General features: G+C 40.0%; 15 protein-coding genes and 1 tRNA gene. 6 read left to right on the forward strand and 10 right to left on the reverse strand.

Annotation, left to right across the window (positions count from 1 at the left end; all coding sequences use genetic code 11):
- Positions 1–5: 5 nt before the first annotated feature.
- The 6 genes from ccoG to ACYVJ6_RS11975 all read right to left on the reverse strand — a co-directional run bounded on the left by ccoG (position 6) and on the right by ACYVJ6_RS11975 (position 7,238).
- Positions 6–1,379 carry a cytochrome c oxidase accessory protein CcoG gene (gene ccoG / locus ACYVJ6_RS11950; RefSeq protein WP_460694295.1) on the reverse strand — a complete coding sequence of 458 codons (1,374 nt, stop codon included), beginning with the start codon at positions 1,377–1,379 and terminating at the stop codon, positions 6–8.
- A 9-nt stretch (positions 1,380–1,388) separates the two neighbouring features.
- The gene (locus ACYVJ6_RS11955; RefSeq protein WP_460694296.1) at positions 1,389–2,285 is read right to left on the reverse strand and encodes a cbb3-type cytochrome c oxidase N-terminal domain-containing protein; all 897 of its coding nucleotides are present in this window, start codon (positions 2,283–2,285) and stop codon (positions 1,389–1,391) included.
- A complete protein-coding gene (locus ACYVJ6_RS11960) occupies positions 2,282–2,473 on the reverse strand; it encodes a hypothetical protein (protein WP_460694297.1) in 192 nt (63 codons plus the stop codon). Before ACYVJ6_RS11960 ends, ACYVJ6_RS11955 begins: the two co-directional genes overlap by 4 nt.
- An 11-nt stretch (positions 2,474–2,484) precedes the next feature.
- Positions 2,485–4,608, reverse strand: a complete 2,124-nt coding sequence (gene ccoN / locus ACYVJ6_RS11965; RefSeq protein WP_460694298.1) for a cytochrome-c oxidase, cbb3-type subunit I — start codon at positions 4,606–4,608, stop codon at positions 2,485–2,487.
- Between the two features lie 87 nt (positions 4,609–4,695).
- Positions 4,696–4,854, reverse strand: a complete 159-nt coding sequence (gene ccoS, locus ACYVJ6_RS11970) for a cbb3-type cytochrome oxidase assembly protein CcoS (RefSeq protein WP_460694299.1) — start codon at positions 4,852–4,854, stop codon at positions 4,696–4,698.
- Positions 4,851–7,238 carry a heavy metal translocating P-type ATPase gene (locus ACYVJ6_RS11975; RefSeq protein WP_460694300.1) on the reverse strand — a complete coding sequence of 796 codons (2,388 nt, stop codon included), beginning with the start codon at positions 7,236–7,238 and terminating at the stop codon, positions 4,851–4,853. The genes ccoS and ACYVJ6_RS11975 overlap by 4 nt, the downstream gene beginning before the upstream one ends.
- A 146-nt stretch (positions 7,239–7,384) precedes the next feature.
- Between ACYVJ6_RS11975 and ACYVJ6_RS11980 the strand changes: the two genes are divergently transcribed.
- Positions 7,385–9,175, forward strand: coding sequence for a hypothetical protein (locus tag ACYVJ6_RS11980; protein ID WP_460694301.1), 1,791 nt, complete (start codon positions 7,385–7,387; stop codon positions 9,173–9,175).
- A 73-nt stretch (positions 9,176–9,248) separates the two neighbouring features.
- On the opposite strand, the gene ACYVJ6_RS11985 is transcribed toward ACYVJ6_RS11980, so the two are convergent.
- The gene (locus ACYVJ6_RS11985) at positions 9,249–10,142 is read right to left on the reverse strand and encodes a universal stress protein (protein WP_460694302.1); all 894 of its coding nucleotides are present in this window, start codon (positions 10,140–10,142) and stop codon (positions 9,249–9,251) included.
- A 132-nt stretch (positions 10,143–10,274) separates the two neighbouring features.
- Here ACYVJ6_RS11985 and ACYVJ6_RS11990 point away from each other — a divergent pair, with 132 nt between their 5' ends.
- Positions 10,275–10,520 (forward strand): hypothetical protein, encoded by a 246-nt coding sequence (locus ACYVJ6_RS11990; RefSeq protein ID WP_460694303.1) that lies wholly within the window; start codon positions 10,275–10,277, stop codon positions 10,518–10,520.
- A 19-nt stretch (positions 10,521–10,539) separates the two neighbouring features.
- Entirely contained in the window at positions 10,540–11,301 is a 762-nt protein-coding gene (locus tag ACYVJ6_RS11995) for a DUF6544 family protein (RefSeq protein WP_460694304.1), read from the forward strand.
- Positions 11,302–11,367: 66 nt separating this feature from the next.
- Here the strand turns inward: ACYVJ6_RS11995 and nhaA are convergent, their stop codons facing one another.
- A complete protein-coding gene (nhaA, locus tag ACYVJ6_RS12000) occupies positions 11,368–12,618 on the reverse strand; it encodes a Na+/H+ antiporter NhaA (protein WP_460694305.1) in 1,251 nt (416 codons plus the stop codon).
- 80 nt (positions 12,619–12,698) lie between these two features.
- Positions 12,699–14,117, reverse strand: coding sequence for an ammonium transporter (locus tag ACYVJ6_RS12005; protein WP_460694306.1), 1,419 nt, complete (start codon positions 14,115–14,117; stop codon positions 12,699–12,701).
- A 560-nt stretch (positions 14,118–14,677) separates the two neighbouring features.
- Between ACYVJ6_RS12005 and ACYVJ6_RS12010 the strand changes: the two genes are divergently transcribed.
- Complete coding sequence (locus ACYVJ6_RS12010) at positions 14,678–15,418, forward strand: hypothetical protein (RefSeq protein WP_460694307.1); 741 nt, start codon at positions 14,678–14,680, stop codon at positions 15,416–15,418.
- A 259-nt stretch (positions 15,419–15,677) separates the two neighbouring features.
- Positions 15,678–16,016, forward strand: a complete 339-nt coding sequence (locus ACYVJ6_RS12015) for a hypothetical protein (RefSeq protein ID WP_460694308.1) — start codon at positions 15,678–15,680, stop codon at positions 16,014–16,016.
- A gap of 61 nt (positions 16,017–16,077) precedes the next feature.
- On the opposite strand, the gene ACYVJ6_RS12020 is transcribed toward ACYVJ6_RS12015, so the two are convergent.
- Positions 16,078–16,150: transfer RNA gene (locus ACYVJ6_RS12020), tRNA-Phe, on the reverse strand.
- 192 nt (positions 16,151–16,342) lie between these two features.
- Here ACYVJ6_RS12020 and ACYVJ6_RS12025 point away from each other — a divergent pair.
- Positions 16,343–17,647 carry a 4Fe-4S dicluster domain-containing protein gene (locus tag ACYVJ6_RS12025; RefSeq protein WP_460694309.1) on the forward strand — a complete coding sequence of 435 codons (1,305 nt, stop codon included), beginning with the start codon at positions 16,343–16,345 and terminating at the stop codon, positions 17,645–17,647.
- The last annotated feature ends 13 nt before the right edge of the window (positions 17,648–17,660 follow it).

The following is a 17,660-nucleotide window of genomic DNA, read 5'->3' on the forward strand; positions in this document are numbered from 1 at the left end:
TCTATTTAATTTATTGGCCCTACAAAATTTGTACTTACGGTTTGCACCACTTGTTTATCACTTATTAGCTGTAACCTGATAGCTGTTTTAGGCTGCAATATTTTTGATGCGGGCACCATCACAAAAAATATGGTTTTTACTTCGCTGCCTTTATTAATAATTCCGGGTGCCTGTATATATTTTATTTTTATCTCCGGGTCTTCGGCCTGTATGGTTATCGTTTTATTAAGGTTTGATTTATTGATCACCTCGGCATTGTAAATATTGCTGATATAGCCACCCGGTTGTTCCTGGTAAAGCATGCCCGCCCCGCGCATCACCGTCATATCCATATCGCTGCGGCTGAAGATAAAATAGCACAGTACGCTCATCATTATAGTGATCACCGCGCTGTAGCCCTTCATCCTGCCATTAAAGGTTAACTTTTTATTATTGCGGATGCCATTTTCTGAGTAAAAACCTATCAACCTTTTCGGCCTATGTATCTTATCCATCACCTCGTCGCATACATCAATACAGGCGGTGCAGTTTATACACTCCATTTGCGTGCCTTTACGTATATCAATACCTGTAGGGCATACAGATACACATAAGCCACAATCAATACAATCACCTTTTAAATTGAGCAGGTCATCCTCATTTCTGGAAAGCTTGGCGCGTGGTTCGCCGCGTACATCGTTATAAGCAACTACCAGTGTATTCTTATCCAGCATTACTTCCTGCAGGCGGCCATACGGGCAAATTACCGTACAAACCAACTCGCGCACCTGGCTATATACCAGGTAAAAAACTATGGTAAACAAGATAATACTGGCAAACCCTACTATATGCAGGGTAATAGGTTCGGTAACTATTTTAAGCAGGTTTTCGCTGCCTATGATGTAAGCCAGGAAAGTATTAGCGATTAAAAACGAGATAGCAAAAAACAGGATATGTTTCACTATTTTTTTAAATCGCTTTTCATTAGTCCACGGCCCGGCATCCAGTTTTTTACGTTTATTGGCATCGCCCTCTATCCATTCCTCAACCTTACGGAAAACCATTTCCATAAATATGGTTTGCGGGCAAATCCAGCCACAAAATATGCGGCCAAACGCAATGGTAAATAGCACCACGCACACGATAAATACTAAGGATGCCAGCACGAACAGGAAAATATCCTGCGGCCAAAAAACCTGCCCCAGTATTACAAAGTGGCGCTCAATAACATTTAACAGTAATAATGGCTGTCCATTAATACGTATAAAAGGCCCGGCAAAAAAGAATATCAAATAGGCATAACTTATCCAGGAGCGCCATTTGTAATACATTCCTTTACGTATAAGCGGGTATATCCACTTACGTTTATTGTTTTCCTGTCCCGCCAATAATCCGTCCATGTTTATCTTTTAATTTGAAGCTAATTTTTCTTCTTCTTCCTTTTCACCCTGCGGTTCTTTACCGTTAGGTGGGTTAGTATCATGTATTGACATGATGTAGTTGGCCACATCTGATATTTGTTTAGGCGATAACTGCTTTTCCCAATTTGGCATACCTTTGGCAGCTACACCATATTTAATGGTTTTAAACACCGCTTTGATGTTGCCGCCATGCAGCCAATAATCATCCGTTAGGTTTGGCCCTACTACACCTTGTCCTTTATCGCCATGGCAGGCGGCACAATTTTGTTTAAATATGGCTTCTCCCGCTTTAATTGCTTCCGGCTCGTTAACCAGCTTTACTGTATTTTCATCAATCAGGTTGGCCGCTTTGCTTAGGTATTCCTTTTTAACAATTTCGGCCTGTGCTACTTCGGTTTTATATTCATCATATTGTAATTGGCCAATACCAAATACATGGTATATTAATAAGTAAGCTACAGCAAAAACTATTGTACTGTAAAACAACACCATAAACCATGCGGGGGTAGGGTTATCCAACTCCTGTATGCCATCATACTCGTGCTCAATCAGCATATCTTTTTCTTCGGCCAAGGGGCGTAAGGAAAGTACTTTATTCCAAAATTCCTTTTTGGGTTTCTCTGCCTTCAATGCCTTATCCGGGGTCATTTCAACGACAACCTCTGCATCAGTATATCCGTTTGATTTTAGTATGATCCTGGTTAATATTTTAAAGGTGCGCAACAGCACCAGCATTACAACCAGTAGCAGTAGCAAGGCAAACACAATAACGCCAAAGCCAATATAGTTCTGTGTGTCGGCAGATAATAGGCTATCATCAGCCGCGTGTGCAGGTGTTATTATAAATATTAACGCCAATGAAATTAGGTTGATCAGATGCCTCATGGTAGTAAATTATTAGCTGTATCAGTTTGTCCGTCATTTAATGGCAGGTTGCTCATCTCATCTACGTATGGTTTACGCAACCGCATTAACATAATGGTAACTACAATAAAAAATATTAAAAATATGCCCAGTGATGATATCAGGTAAACCTGGTTTCCTGCTATGTCTGCTGTAAATTGTTTAAACATGATGATACTTATTAATTGGCGTTTTTATTTGCTTTGATATCAACCCCCATGCGTTGCAGGTAGGCAATAATGGCAATGATCTCTTTATCGCTTTTTACCTTGATATGGTTGGTTGCCAGATCATCAGCTATGCCCTGTGCTTGCTTGTTCAACTCCCGGTTAGCTATTTTTTCATAACCCGGGGCATACGGAACCCCTAAAGTGCGCATGGCATTAATTTTAGCAGCGGTGGTTGTGGTATCTAACGTTTGGGTAAGCAACCAGCCATACTCGGGCATGATACTACCCGGCGACATTAGCCGTGGATCCATCAAGTGGTTATAATGCCATGCATTGCCGTATTTGCCCCCCTCACGTGCCAAATCAGGCCCGGTCCTTTTTGATCCCCAAAGAAAAGGGTGATCATATACAAACTCTCCGGCTTTACTGTATTCGCCATATCGCTCAGTTTCTGATCGGAATGGCCTTACTGTTTGCGAGTGACAGTTTACACAGCCTTCGCGTATATACAGGTCGCGCCCTTGTAACTCCAAAGGAGAATAAGGCTTTACACTGGCTATAGTAGGTATGTTTGATGAGATGGTTAGGGTAGGCATCAGTTCAATAACACTGCCTACTAATATTACAACCAATGCCAATACCATAAACTGTATGGGCCTGCGCTCCAATCTGCGGTGCCAGGCAACCTCTTTTGTTATAGTATGTGCGGGTTCAAGCGGCATGGCCTGTGCTGCTTCATCAGCAACTAAGGTGCCTTGTTTTGCTGTACGGAACAGGTTATAGGCCATCACAATTACACCTGACAGGTATAATGTACCGCCAATTGACCGCATTACGTGCATAGGGAGAATACGCAAAGTAGTTTCTAAAAAGTTAGGATACTTTAACATACCCTCGGCAGTAAACTCTTTTAACATTAAGCCCTGCGTAAAGCCGGCCCAATACATAGGGATGGCGTAAAACAATATACCCAGTGTACCTACCCAAAAATGGAACGAAGCCATTTTTTTGGAGTACAGTTCTGTTTTATAAATACGCGGTATCAGCCAATATAAAATAGCGAAGGTTAAAAACCCGTTCCAGCCTAACGCGCCAACGTGTACGTGTGCTACTATCCAATCGCTAAAGTGGGCTATGCTGTTTATTTGTTTTAATGATAGCATAGGCCCTTCAAAAGTGGCCATACCGTAGGCGGTTAAACCAACCACCATAAATTTCAGGATAACATCCTCACGTACCTTATCCCAGGCACCACGCAGGGTTAATAAACCATTGATCATACCGCCCCAGCTTGGTGCTATCAGCATAATAGAAAATGCCACACCTAATGATTGTGCCCAACCAGGCAGCGGGGTATATAGTAAATGGTGAGGCCCTGCCCATATATAAATAAATATCAACGACCAAAAGTGCAGTATACTTAATTTATAAGAGTAAATAGGGCGGTTAGCCATTTTAGGCAGGAAGTAATACATCATACCCAAATATGGCGTGGTTAGGAAAAAGGCTACCGCGTTGTGCCCATACCACCATTGTACCAGTGCATCCTGCACACCTGCATAAAGCATATAGCTTTTAAACATTGATATTGGCAACTCAAACGAGTTAACAATGTGCAATACCGCTATAGTTACAAATGTGGCTATGTAAAACCAAATAGCCACATACAAATGCCTTTCGCGGCGTTTAATGATGGTACCAAACATGTTGATACCAAACACCACCCAGATAAGGGTTATGGCAATATCAATGGGCCATTCCAGCTCGGCATATTCATGCGAGGTGGTTAATCCTAATGGGAGGGTTATTACCGCCGAAACGATGATCAACTGCCATCCCCAAAAATGAATTTTGCTTAATGCATCGCTAAACATACGTGCCTTAAGCAGGCGCTGAAGCGAATAATATACACCCATAAATATGGCGTTGCCTACAAAGGCAAATATTACCGCGTTGGTATGCAATGGGCGTATACGCCCAAAAGTGGTGTATTGATTGCCCATATTCATTTCGGGCTTAAACAATTGTAGGGCCGCAATAAGGCCAACTAACATTCCAATTATTCCCCAAACAACGGTTGCTATACCAAAGTTGCGGACGATCTTGTTGTCATAGTAAAATTTTTCGGGCTGCATATGATGATTTTTATTGCTGCAAAACTATTGCTAATAGATGCTTGACAGGATGATGACAATTAGTGAATTATGTGACGCTGGTCACTTTTAGGATATTTTTTTCTCTTCCTCATCATCCACAAGTATACGGATAGAGGGTGTGTATAGATCGTCGTTCTGGCCATCGCCTTGTGCCCAAAAAAAAGCAGCTAAAAAACCCAGGGCAAGCACCACACTACAGCCAAACAGGAAGTAAATAATACTCATATCAACCTCCTCCTTTTTGCTGTAAAGTGTGTGGCCAAACTGGTGAACGATATGATGGTAGCGGTACTTAAGGGCATTAAAATAGCCGCGGTTAATGGCGATAAATTACCCGTTACCGCGTAGCTTAAGCCCACCAGGTTATACGTAAGCGATATTAAAAACGAGAGATGGATAATAACTACCGTATCTTTTGAAAACCTTAAAAAAGAGGGAAGCTTATCAAACGACCTTCCATCCAAAATGGCATCGCTGCCGGGCGAAAAGTTATTTACGTTATCGGTAATGGCTATACCCAGGTCACTTTGTTTCAAAGCGCCCGAATCATTTAGGCCATCACCGATCATCATTACTTTGGCACCACGTTGTTGCAATGATTGTATAAAATCAAGTTTGGATTGCGGCGATTGGTCAAACTGCATATTTCTTTCTGAAAAGAATTGTTTCAGCTCAGCCTTCTCATAGTCCTGGTCGCCTGATAGCAAAAACTGGTCATAGTTTTCTTTTAATGCCGATATGCTTTTCAATCCCTCGCGGTACTGGTGCGAAAACGAAAAATAGCCCAGGTATTTATCTTCAATAACGATATGAACTTTGGTATTAGGCGAAGCCGGTTCGGTACAGCTTAGCACAAATTTGGCGCTGCCTAAGCGCAGTAAATGCCCGTTAACAAACGCTTGTATTCCTTTACCGGCAACTTCGCTATACTCACTTACGGCAAGGGGCTCCATGCTACCCAGGTATTGGCATATCATGCGGCTAAGGGGATGTGTGGAATTAGTGCAAACACTGTAAACTAACTGTTTTTGTTTTTCAGATAGTTTGGCTTCCTGCTTAATGTTATGAATAGTGCCGGTTGTAATGGTACCGGTTTTATCCATCACAATAGTATCAATATCGGCCAGTTGCTCTACAACTGCTATGCTTTTTAAATAAAAACGATTGCGGTCAAAAATGCTTAAGGCCGCGGCCATGGTAAAGGGGGTGCTTAATGCCAGCGCGCAGGGGCAAGCCACAATCAGCACCGCCGTAAATGCGGCTAATCCCCGTTTAAAATCAGTAGGCAACCAAAAAATTAAGGATGCAAAGGCGATGGCTAATAATACAATAGTAAAATACTTGCTTACCTTTTCATTAAAAGTTTGCATCCGCTTATCTTGCTTGCGGGTAAACACCTCGTTGTTCCATAACTGGGTAAGGTAGCTTTGCGATACCGGTTTTACTACCTCCATCTCAATAGCCTCGCCGGTTTGGCGCCCGCCCGCATATATGATCTCGCCAAGGGTTTTATTTACCGGTACAGCTTCGCCTGTTACAAAGCTAAAATCTACCAATGCTTCCCCTTTTAACAAAATAGCATCAGCCGGAATGATCTCGTTATTACGTATCACTATACGGTGGCCAATATTCAATTTTGCAAGCGGAATGGGTTTTTCTCTTCCTTCATCAACAATATGTACCGCAACCGGGAAAAACGAACGGTAATCCCGCTCAAATGATAAATGATGATAGGTTTTTTTCTGAACAAACTTACCCACCAATAAAAAGAATACCAGGCCGCAAAGCGTATCTGCAAAACCTGCACCCGTATTAGTAAGTATCTCGGTAACGGTACGTATAAATAATACCGCTATACCTAAAGCGAGCGGAAAATCAATATTTAAAACACCATTACGCACATTTTGCCAGGCCGAAACAAAATACCCCCTGCCACTATATAATACAATAGGTAACGAAAACAAGATATTTGCCCAGCCAAAGAAGTTTTTAAACGAATCTTCAAAAACTGATAAACCAAAATACTCCGGAAAGCTTAGCAGCATTACGTTGCCAAAGCAAAACCCGGCAACTGCAATTTTTGATACCAGGTTATCTTTATCAACCGCGTTTTGTTTTTTAACCACATCCTGCAGGTTTATCAATGGCTCGTAGCCAATATCAAATAAAAGCTCAACCACTTGCTGCAGGCTAATTTTTTCATGGTCAAAGCGTATGTTAAGCTGCTTCTTTAAAAAATCTACCCGGCAATAATGAATAGCAGGATTAATTTTGTTTAACTTCTCTAACAACCACAAACATGAACTGCAATGTATATGCGGAATGTAAAAGGTTACTATGGTAATATATTTATCCTTATAGTCTATTAATTCATCAATTATGGTGGGCTCGCTTAGGTAGTCAAAGCGCTTGTCCGTACGTAACCGTGTTACGCCGGGGTGCTCATTATAGCTATAATAATTGCATAGATCGCCTGCTGATAAAACTTCATAAACGCTTTTGCATCCGTGGCAGCAAAAGCTTTTATCATCAACAACATACTCTACCGTCGTGCAGTCATCCCCGCAATGGTAGCAAGTAGTTTTTTCAAGAGTTTGGCTTTTGATCATACAAAAATTAGTTTGTGCCAAAGTTGCCTGCTTGCTAAATATAAAAGCGTGATAAACGGGTGGTAAAAATGTGACCTTCGTCAATTTTTGTGTTTGGGATGATAGTTAGTTTTGGCCATGAAACTTAAGCATTCATTATAATTACTATGAGCCATACATTTCACATCCCGGTGTTAGGATTAGGTTATTCTGTTGACACTCCACTTAAAGTAGCGCAATATGGCATATCATCAGCCATATCAATTGTTGATGACGAGTTGGTTGAACGCATGCGCGAATACCACGCAGAAAAGCTAAAGCATAAACCCTATACCCCCATCCCTAAATCATCGCCCGATAGCAGGGCAAAACGCATTACCGCTTATTTGAACCTGGTTAATGACCTGGTCAATGATCAGTTCGAACAGTTAAAAAATCAACCTTTTGAACCGGGAAATGATCTATGCCGATACTTTGAATTGCTGCCCGAAACATCGCAGCTAAGGCAGGGCTATGAATTGATGATGGAATATCCCGAAGGCGAGCGCAAAACTATTTTTCAAAACATACTGCGCAGTTATATGGTAAAGGGCAATATTGATGTGAATATCATGGCAAAGGTTGATAAAATGAACTTTACTGCTGATGGCGAATATATGGGCGATGAAAATACCGACGCGTTAGCCTCTCTGCGTGGATTTGCCCAAAGCAACCTGCAATCATCGGTAGTTTTATCTGCCGGCATGAACCCGCGGTTATATAGCTATATTGAAAATTTCAGCGATTTCTTCCCTAACGAGGATGGCGAAATACGCAAGAAGATCGTATTAAAAGTGAGTGATTTCCGGTCGGCTTTTATCCAGGCCAAATTTTTAGCCAAAAAGGGCTTATGGGTATCTGAGTTCAGGGTTGAATCGGGCTTAAACTGTGGCGGCCATGCTTTTGCCACCGAAGGCTTTTTATTAGGGCCGATATTGGAAGAGTTTAAAGAAAAACGAAGCCTGATGCAAGACGAGTTATACCAACTTTACAGCGCTGCATTAACGGCTAAAAACATTGCACTTGCTACAACCCCACCCCAGCGCTACAGCGTACAGGGCGGTATTGGCACCAGCGAAGAAAATGAGTTTTTAATTAAGCATTATCAGCTGGACGGAACGGGTTGGGGCAGCCCCTTTTTACTGGTGCCCGAAGTAACCAATGTGGATGAAAATACGTTAAGCCTGTTAACCCATGCAAACGAAGATGATTATTACATAAGCGATGCATCGCCGTTGGGCATATTGTTTAATAATTTTAAACCCAGCAGTTCCAATACGCAACGTGTAGAACGTTTAGCAAAAGGCCGCCCCGGCAGCCCTTGTACCAAAAAATACCTGTGTACCAATACCGAGTTTACCGAACAGCCCATTTGTACGGCATCAAGGGAATATCAGCATTTAAAAATACAGCAACTACAGGCTTTGCCCTTACCCCAAGAGGAGTACCAGCAACAATATAATGAAGTGGTAGAAAAAGTATGCTTGTGCGAAGGTTTATGCTCTTCTACCTATCTAAAAAACCATATTAATAAACCAAAAGAAAACACCGCGGTGGCTATATGCCCGGGTCCCAACCTGGCCTATTTTAATGGTGTTTATTCGTTAGAGGATATGGTTAAACATATTTATGGCAAATTGGATCTACTGGGGAATATTAAAAGGCCGCATGTGTTTATTAAAGAATTAAACCTGTATATAGATTATTTGCAAACCGACCTGCAGGCACATATTAAAACCATAAGCGACAAAAAAAGCAAACAGTTAAATAAATTTAAACTGCAGTTGCAGGATGGTATAAACTATTACAAGACGCTGTTTTCGCAATTACCCGGACAGACAACTGATCTTATCCAAGCTGCATACCAGGAGCTATCCATATCAGAAAACAAACTGAATGCAATGCTTATTGGTGATTAGATTTAGTCACCACAAAAAACAACAATGGCCCGGTAAATTACCGGGCCATTGTTGTTTTATACTAAAGCGTTGTTTATACTAAAGCATTGTATTTATCATCAATGGTATAAACCACATTAGCAGGAATAACTAAAAGGGGTATTTGAATATGCTTTGCCATTTTTTGCGTATGGCTGGCACTTATAAGGCCTGATAAAAAATCTTTAGGGCGGTGCAGCATGGCCAGCATATCTATTTGCCCGTGCTGGCACAACCAATCAAGGCCGTATTCGGCATTAGGTTGCTTTTCTATCCTGTAGTAAATATTATGGTAATTAGCTTTGTTAGATAATTCAACCAAGAACTCATCCAGCCATTTTTTAAATGAGGCTGAAGGCTTCTCCTCATCCTGGATATGAATGATCAATATTTCTGCATTTAACCCTTTGGCAAAATCTACCAAATTATAAATAGCTGCCAGGTCCTCTTTTTTGTTGGTAAAATCAGAAGCATAGGCTATTTTTTTAACAGGCTTTTGTTTAGCCGTGTGCGGAACTAATAATAAGGGCCTGGTTGTATTATCAATCATGTTGCGGGCGTGGTTACCCAATAATAAGGTACTTAAGCCACTGCTGCCGTGTGTACCCATTACTACCATATCAATATGGTTACCATCAACAATATCATTAACTCTGTCGGTTAATAGCCCGTCTTCGTTCATGATATGAACAATAGGTTCAAATTCTTCACTATGATTTCTAAGTAAGTGGTTCTTAAGCTTTTTAAGCTCATCCATACTACTCTCTTCCAACGTATCGGCATCGTCCATTGGCCATACCAGCATGGTACTATGGGGTGTTTCGGCCGGTATAGTAAATACATTACACAAAATCACGTTTGCTTTGATCTGCTTTGCCAGGTAGTAGCCATATTCAGCAGCATGTTTTGCATGGGCCGAGAAGTCTGTTAAAAAAAGTAATTTTTTCATGATCTGATATTTACACTACAAAAGTGGATAATACCATTTGGGTAAATAATGATCTTAATCACCCGTTAATGTGATTTTACTACCTGATGGCAACTATAACGGCTATTAGCTTTGTGAAGCAATTAAATGGTTATGAAGTACTTAAGATTTAATTTTTGTCACCCCGTAAAAGTACACGCCAACATGGTGCAACTGTTATTGCCCAAACCCGAATGTCATAGCTTCACCATTGACAGTAATGATAATCACCTGGTTGAAATACCGCTAACCGGCTACAGTGAAGGTAAATGGAAAGTTATGCTCGACTGGGAATATGATGGCCAGGTGTTTACCCATCAAAAAGAATTTGAGATCAAAAAACAAGGAGACGAAGTATAATATGGGGTTATTTAAATTTTTGTCAATCCAAAAAATATTTCAACAAGCCATTGCTCGTGAAAAACTAAAATATGTTACTGACAAACCACATAAACAAATTAGTGTTGAAGCTTTACCTACTGTCCTAAAAAATTATTTAAAGCATTGTGGATACGTTGCCGATAACAGGTCAAATTATTGCCATATCAAATGGAAATACGCCTATTTGAAAATGGCCCCTGGCAAAAAATGGTCATTACTGAAATGCAACCAGGTAAACTTTTTTCCCGATCCGGCAAGGATAGTTTTGTTTCAAACCAAACTGTTTGGCCTGTTTCCTTTTGGAGCGATAGATAGGTTTCAGGAGGGGAAAGGCAATATGTTGATTAAGCTATTAAACTATTTTACCGTTGCCAATAACCGTGGGCAAGAAATGGATATTGCCGAATTAGTAACCATCCTGGCAGAAGCCATATTAATACCGGCTTACTTTTTACAGCCATATATACAATGGGAAGAAATTGATCCATATACGGTTAAAGGCACTATATCTCACGGTAATACTTCGGCAAGCGGTATTTTTTACTTTAATGAGCATCATGAATTTTTACGCTTCGAAACCGAAGACAGGTATTATGACAATAAGGGCAAATTTGAAAAATACAAATGGACCACATACGCCTGGAACTACAAAAAACTAAATGGAGTTAGCCATCCACTAAACTTTATGGCGGTATGGAATATGCCAACTATGGATTATACTTATTTTAAAGGCAGGATAGATAAAATCACTTACGCTTAGCCCGAATAGCTGTCGGCACAAAAATCGCTTCCCAAAAACACTTCATACACTATAGGTAAAAGGATGCTAACTTGCCTCTGCAACTAATAGCTCCGTATTTTCTAATTCCTCATCGATATCATCAGAAGTTACTTTTATTGAAGCCCTCCCTTTAGCCTCAGCAAAGGCATTAGTGACTAGAAAATATAACATGCTAAATGCAAGCGATAATACTACACTAAGCAATACAGCTACTTTGGCGATGTTTTGAAAAGCGGGATCTTTAAAAGCCAGCATTGAGGTGAAAATAGACATGGTAAATCCTATTCCGGCCAAAATCCCCATACCAAATATTTGGTTCCAGTCTACTTTTTTAGGAAGGCTTGCCACTTTGAATAAAACGAGTAAACGGCTAACCAGAAAAATACCAACAGGCTTGCCTATAACCAGCCCGGCCATTATACCAAGGCTTAATGTACTGTTTAATGCACTCGTAGAGCCGCCGGGTAACGAAACAGCCGTATTAGCCAATGCAAATAATGGAAGTACTAAAAAATTCACATATCCGTGTATTGCCTTTTCAATGCGAGGCAAATCTTTAATAGGTGTTGCAAATGCAACCAGCACACCTGTTATACTTGCTTCGATACCTGAATTAAGGATACAAAACCATAAAACTAACGACAACAAAATTTGTATAGGGCCAAATTTTACTTTGTATTTGCCACAGCCTAACAGAGCAAGATATATGATAGCGCTGATAGCTAAATAAACAAAATTGATATGCCCGCCATAAAACACCGCAATAACCAATATTGCGCCAAGATCATCAATAATGGCTAAGGCCATCAGTAATATTTTAACATTCACAGGCACCCTGCTGCCTAATAAAGAAGCAATGCCTATTGAAAAAGCAATATCAGTAGCTGTAGGTATCCCCCAACCACTTATATATTGTGTGTGTAAGTTAAAAGCAACAAAAATAAGAGCCGGAACAATCATGCCACCCATTGCGGCTCCAAAGGGTAGTACCGCTTTTTTAAATGTAGATAATTGCCCACTTACCATTTCGCGCTTTATCTCCATACCTGCCATCAGGAAAAAAAAGGACATCAGGAAGTCATTAATAAAGCTATGCGCATTTTCAGGTAAATGAACAGGTAGAGAGTCTGGAAGCCAGGAGTGTGCCCAAATTTGGCTGTAAGGAATTTTAAAATGAGGCGAATTGGCCAGGTATAACGATATTAAAGTATTGATGATAAGCATAAGGCCGGTAAACCTTGCATCATTTATCAGTATTTTAAGCGGATTAATTGCCTTTTTAAATATTTCTCCCATGTTCTCTGCTCTTTATATACAAAACCGGTAAATAACAAGGTCGCCTCAATTAAAAAGAGGCGACCTTGGGAACTTAATAATTATTCTGTTTTAGTGGTGTCTTCTATAATGAAACCACCGTAAGCAATGTTACCATGCTCTCCTAAATCCAAACCTTCAATTTGCTCAGCATCGCTAACACGTAAGCCGAAGATCTTTTTGATAAGGAAGAATATAGCAAGCATCGCAACAAAGCCAAATACAAATACAGCAAATACACCTATTGCCTGTACGCCTAATTGTGAGAAACCGCCGCCAAAGAACAAGCCGTCTTTGATTGCTGTTTCTTCTGTCCAATAGGCTGCGTCAATTGCATGCTGACCGAATAAGCCAACTGCCAATGTACCCCATGCACCGCATACACCGTGTACACTTACTGCACCAACCGGATCATCAATTTTTAAAGTACGCTCAAAAAACAGGCAGCTAAAGAATACCAGGATACCTGCAATAAGGCCAATTATAACCGCACTTGTAGTGCTTACCGAAGCACAAGGAGCGGTAATAGCTACTAAACCGGCCAATACACCATTTAAGGTCATTGGGCCATCAGGTTTTTTAAATACGATCCATGATGTTAATAAAGCACCAACAGCACCGGCAGCACCACCTAAGGTAGTTGTTACCGCAACGTGCGATATACCGGCAATTGCGGTAAGGGTTGACCCAGGGTTAAAACCGTACCAGCCAAACCAAAGAATAAATACACCAAGCGCTGCCATAGGGAAGTTGTGCATTTTTATTTCATTCACACTGCCATCTTTATTGTATTTACCTAAACGCGGACCAACAATAATAGCACCTGCTAATGCAGCCCAGCCACCCAATGAGTGTACAACTGTAGAGCCGGCAAAATCGCGCATACCCATATCGCTTAACCAGCCGCCACCCCATATCCAGTGACCGCTTATAGGGTAAATAACTGCCGAAATAACACATGAATAAATAATGTAAGACGACAATTTAGTACGCTCGGCCATTGCACCAGATACAATAGTAGCAGCAGTAGCCGCAAAAACCACCTGGAACAACCATGCTGCGCTGGTAGCATAACCACCACCATCTGTAGGTGCGTTTGCCGCACTTAAGAACGACATTGAACTGTCAAACCCAAAGTAGTTAGCATCGCCACTTGAATACATGATGGCATAGCCAATACCCCAGAATAATAAAGCGCCGAAACAAAAATCAAGTAGATTTTTCATCATAATGTTTACGGCATTTTTTGACCGGGTCATACCCGACTCAACTAAGGCAAAACCTGCCTGCATAAAAAATACAAGAAAAGCACAAAGGCAAAGCCACATAATATTGGCTACACTTTGTGGCAATGCCGGCTCCGGCCCGGCCGCGGCCTGAGCCAAAACCTCAAAAGGATTAAATAGCAGGCCTACTGCGGCTGCCAAAACGCCGATCACTCTGAAATGGAGAAGTTTTTTTGGTACTTTTTTTAAAATCATGACATTTAGTTTAAGAATTATTAATAAATATGGTTGTTTTTTCGATAATCAATAATATAAATTAGTTTATTAACGTTTTTTCATTAAAAAATCTAAACAAATTCATTTTATAAAACAATTTTACATTTTTTTTTCAATAAAAAACAAAAATTATTAAAAATAAATATCATTTATACTGAATTTTAACATAAAAAAGCATTATTTGTTAAAATAAAAACATTTAAAAAGTATATTTTAATAAAAATTATTAATTTTAGTCAAATTGTTGAATAGAATTTGGTTTTCCTGGTACGATTTCCAAACTATAATAATACAATTTCAAAAAGCCCACCAATATGGTGGGCTTTTATAGTATCTTACCGATAAGAATTTTTAAGAGAGGCGAATATTACATTGATGTACCAAATAGGTAAATTCAATACAGAAAAACATAGGTTACTTTAGTCCATCCTGTGCTACTAAATGCCGGTATATTACCTAATTAATTGATAGATAGGATGTTTGGTAATAATGATTATATTTGTTAACCCAATCAACTAAACAAGTATTAAACCCATCTCATGAAAAAAAACTATTTAGCCGGCCTTGCCCTCGCGGCAGCATTAACAATGCTATTTACCGGATGTAAAAAAGATTCATCCCTAACCACAACTGATACGCAAATGTCTTTTGCTATGCAGTCTGACAATCCATTAACAACATTGGCTTCTTCAGGCAACGCAGGTAGCGGATTAACTATTTTTGCGGCAACATCTACAGCATCGGTTTCCTGGACAACAGCAACCGCTAACATTAATAAATTCAAGTTGAATGCAAAAAAAGGCGGGGTGGCATTTGAGGTCGTTTCAAGCGGCCTGGTAAATGTTGACCTATTCGCAACCTTACCCTCTACCATTAACACTACAATAGCTAATGGCGTTTATACTAACGTGGAACTGCATGTTGTTTTGGCTAAGTCGACTACAACAACATTACCATTTGTGTTAAAAGGAGTATATACAACCAAAGCCGGTAATACTGTACCTGTTGAATTTGATTTTAACGACGATGTTGAGATTGTAGCTACAGCTAATGATCTGACCATTGATGGAAAAACCAATTTACTGGCAAAAGTAAGTTTGCATTTGAACAAACTATTGGCTAATGTTACTGCACAAGAAATTGACCAAACCACAAGGACGGTAGTCAATGGCGTTAGCACTATTCTGATAACCAGCACTATCAATCCAACGGTTTATAATAAAATTAAAACTGATTTAACACTGAGCGGTGGTTCAACAATTACAACTACCGTTAAATAGTATAAACACTATAGCATTGGTTAACAAGTTTCATTGTTAACCACAAAAAAAACCTCTTAGTAAATACTAAGAGGTTTTTTTGGTATCAGCCAGGATCGAATCTCTGGGGGCTTTTTATGCCATTTGCAGACTCAAGCAATGGAAATAAAATTTTACCTAAACAAAAGCCTCTGCCCCCAACGAGGTAAAAAAAGATCTTAATATGACTGAGAAGTTCTTTTGTTTTTGACAAGCATAAATAAATATAACAAATTATACTTTGAAATACAAAGTACTTTTAGTTATATTTGTTTGTAAATCTTTTAAAATAGCAAATATGAATCATCAACTCACAGAAATGTATTTCAAAACGAAAAAGATCTCGTTAATTATACTCGGTGCAACCGCTCTTGCTTTTAGCAGAATATTATTCTTTTTATTTGATGACCCCGAAGGTCCAAATCTTCTTATAGTTAGCATTTTCGCATTAGCAATTTATTTGTTTTCTGTTGGCATTTATTTGTTTGCCCCTTCTCAAATAAAAAGTGTTAAGCGGATTTCAGCGGTAATTGTTATTCAAATATTAACAATTACTATGCTATACCTTTTTATGAAGTGATAGGATTTAATGTAGATTAGAGACATAAAAAAAGCCCTTAGTAATACTAAGGGCTTTTTTGTGGTATCAGCTGGGATCGAACCAGCGACACAAGGATTTTCAGTCCTTTGCTCTACCGACTGAGCTATGATACCGACCTTTTGAGGAGTGCAAATGTAGCTTTTTTTTTATTTCGGGGCATTTTTTTTTTGAAAAAAATGCAATTTAATTTGACCGATTTTTAATTTACTCTTTAAATCAGCCAATTAAGTATTCAACTAATATTTATTCTGCTTTTAGCTAATCACAACAATTCGGTTAACTTTGAATGGTACTTTGCACGTTTAATGATAGCACAAATCATCTTTATTATTCTGCTGGCTGCTGCCACTTACCTGTTTGCCAAAAACGTGGGCAAAGTAAGGCGAAATATTTTATTAGGCAGAGACACTAACCGATCCGACCAACCTGCCCGTCGCTGGAAAGTAATGGCAAAAGTAGCTTTGGGGCAAACCAAAATGACCAAACGCCCGGTTGCCGCTATACTACACTTTTTCATTTACGTGGGCTTTGTGATCATTAACCTGGAGGTGCTGGAGATCATGATCGACGGCATTTTCGGCTCGCACCGCATATTTGCAAATCCTTTAGGTGGTTTATATAGCTTTTTAATTGGCGGGTTTGAGGTACTGGCTATTTTGGTATTAGTAGCTTGCGTAGTTTTTTTAGCGCGACGGAACATCCTCAAATTAAAACGCTTTAGCGGTGTGGAAATGACCGAATGGCCAAAAAGCGACGCTAACTATATTTTATTGGTAGAGATATGCCTGATGACGGCTTTTTTAACCATGAACGCGGCTGATTATAAACTACAACTATTGCAGTTTGGGCATTATATTAAGGCGGGCAGTTTCCCGGTTAGTTCGTTTATAGCCCCCCTATTATCCAATAACGCCGATACACTGGTTATAACCGAGCGGGTATGCTGGTGGATACATATTGTAGGCATACTGGCGTTTTTAAATTACTTACCCTACTCCAAGCATTTTCATATCCTGCTGGCTTTTCCCAATACCTATTATTCTAAATTGGAACCACAAGGCGAGTTTACCAATATGGCATCGGTAACTAATGAAGTTAAGGCAATGTTGGATCCATCATTCATACCTGAAACCACTGGCGAGATTGCCCGCTTTGGCGCTAAAGATGTAACCGACCTGACCTGGAAAAACCTGATGGATGCTTATACCTGTACCGAGTGCGGCCGGTGTACTTCGGTTTGCCCGGCAAATATTACCGGCAAGCTTTTATCGCCACGCAAAATAATGATGGATACCCGCGATAGGATAACCGAAGTAGGTAATAATATAGACAAGCACGGCAAGGACCATAACGATGGCAAAGCATTATTAGATAACTACATTACCCGGGAAGAATTATGGGCCTGTACCACCTGTAATGCTTGCGTAGAGGCCTGCCCGGTAAACATCAATCCATTAGAGATCATAACCGAAATGCGCCGCTATATTGTGATGGAAGAATCGCAGGCACCGGTCAGCCTGAATAATATGTTTGGCAACGTAGAAAATAACGGCGCACCATGGAAATACAGCAATGCGGACAGGTTAAATTGGGTAGACAATAAATCATAGTAAATTAAAAACA

It is taken from the genome of Mucilaginibacter puniceus (assembly GCF_054783175.1).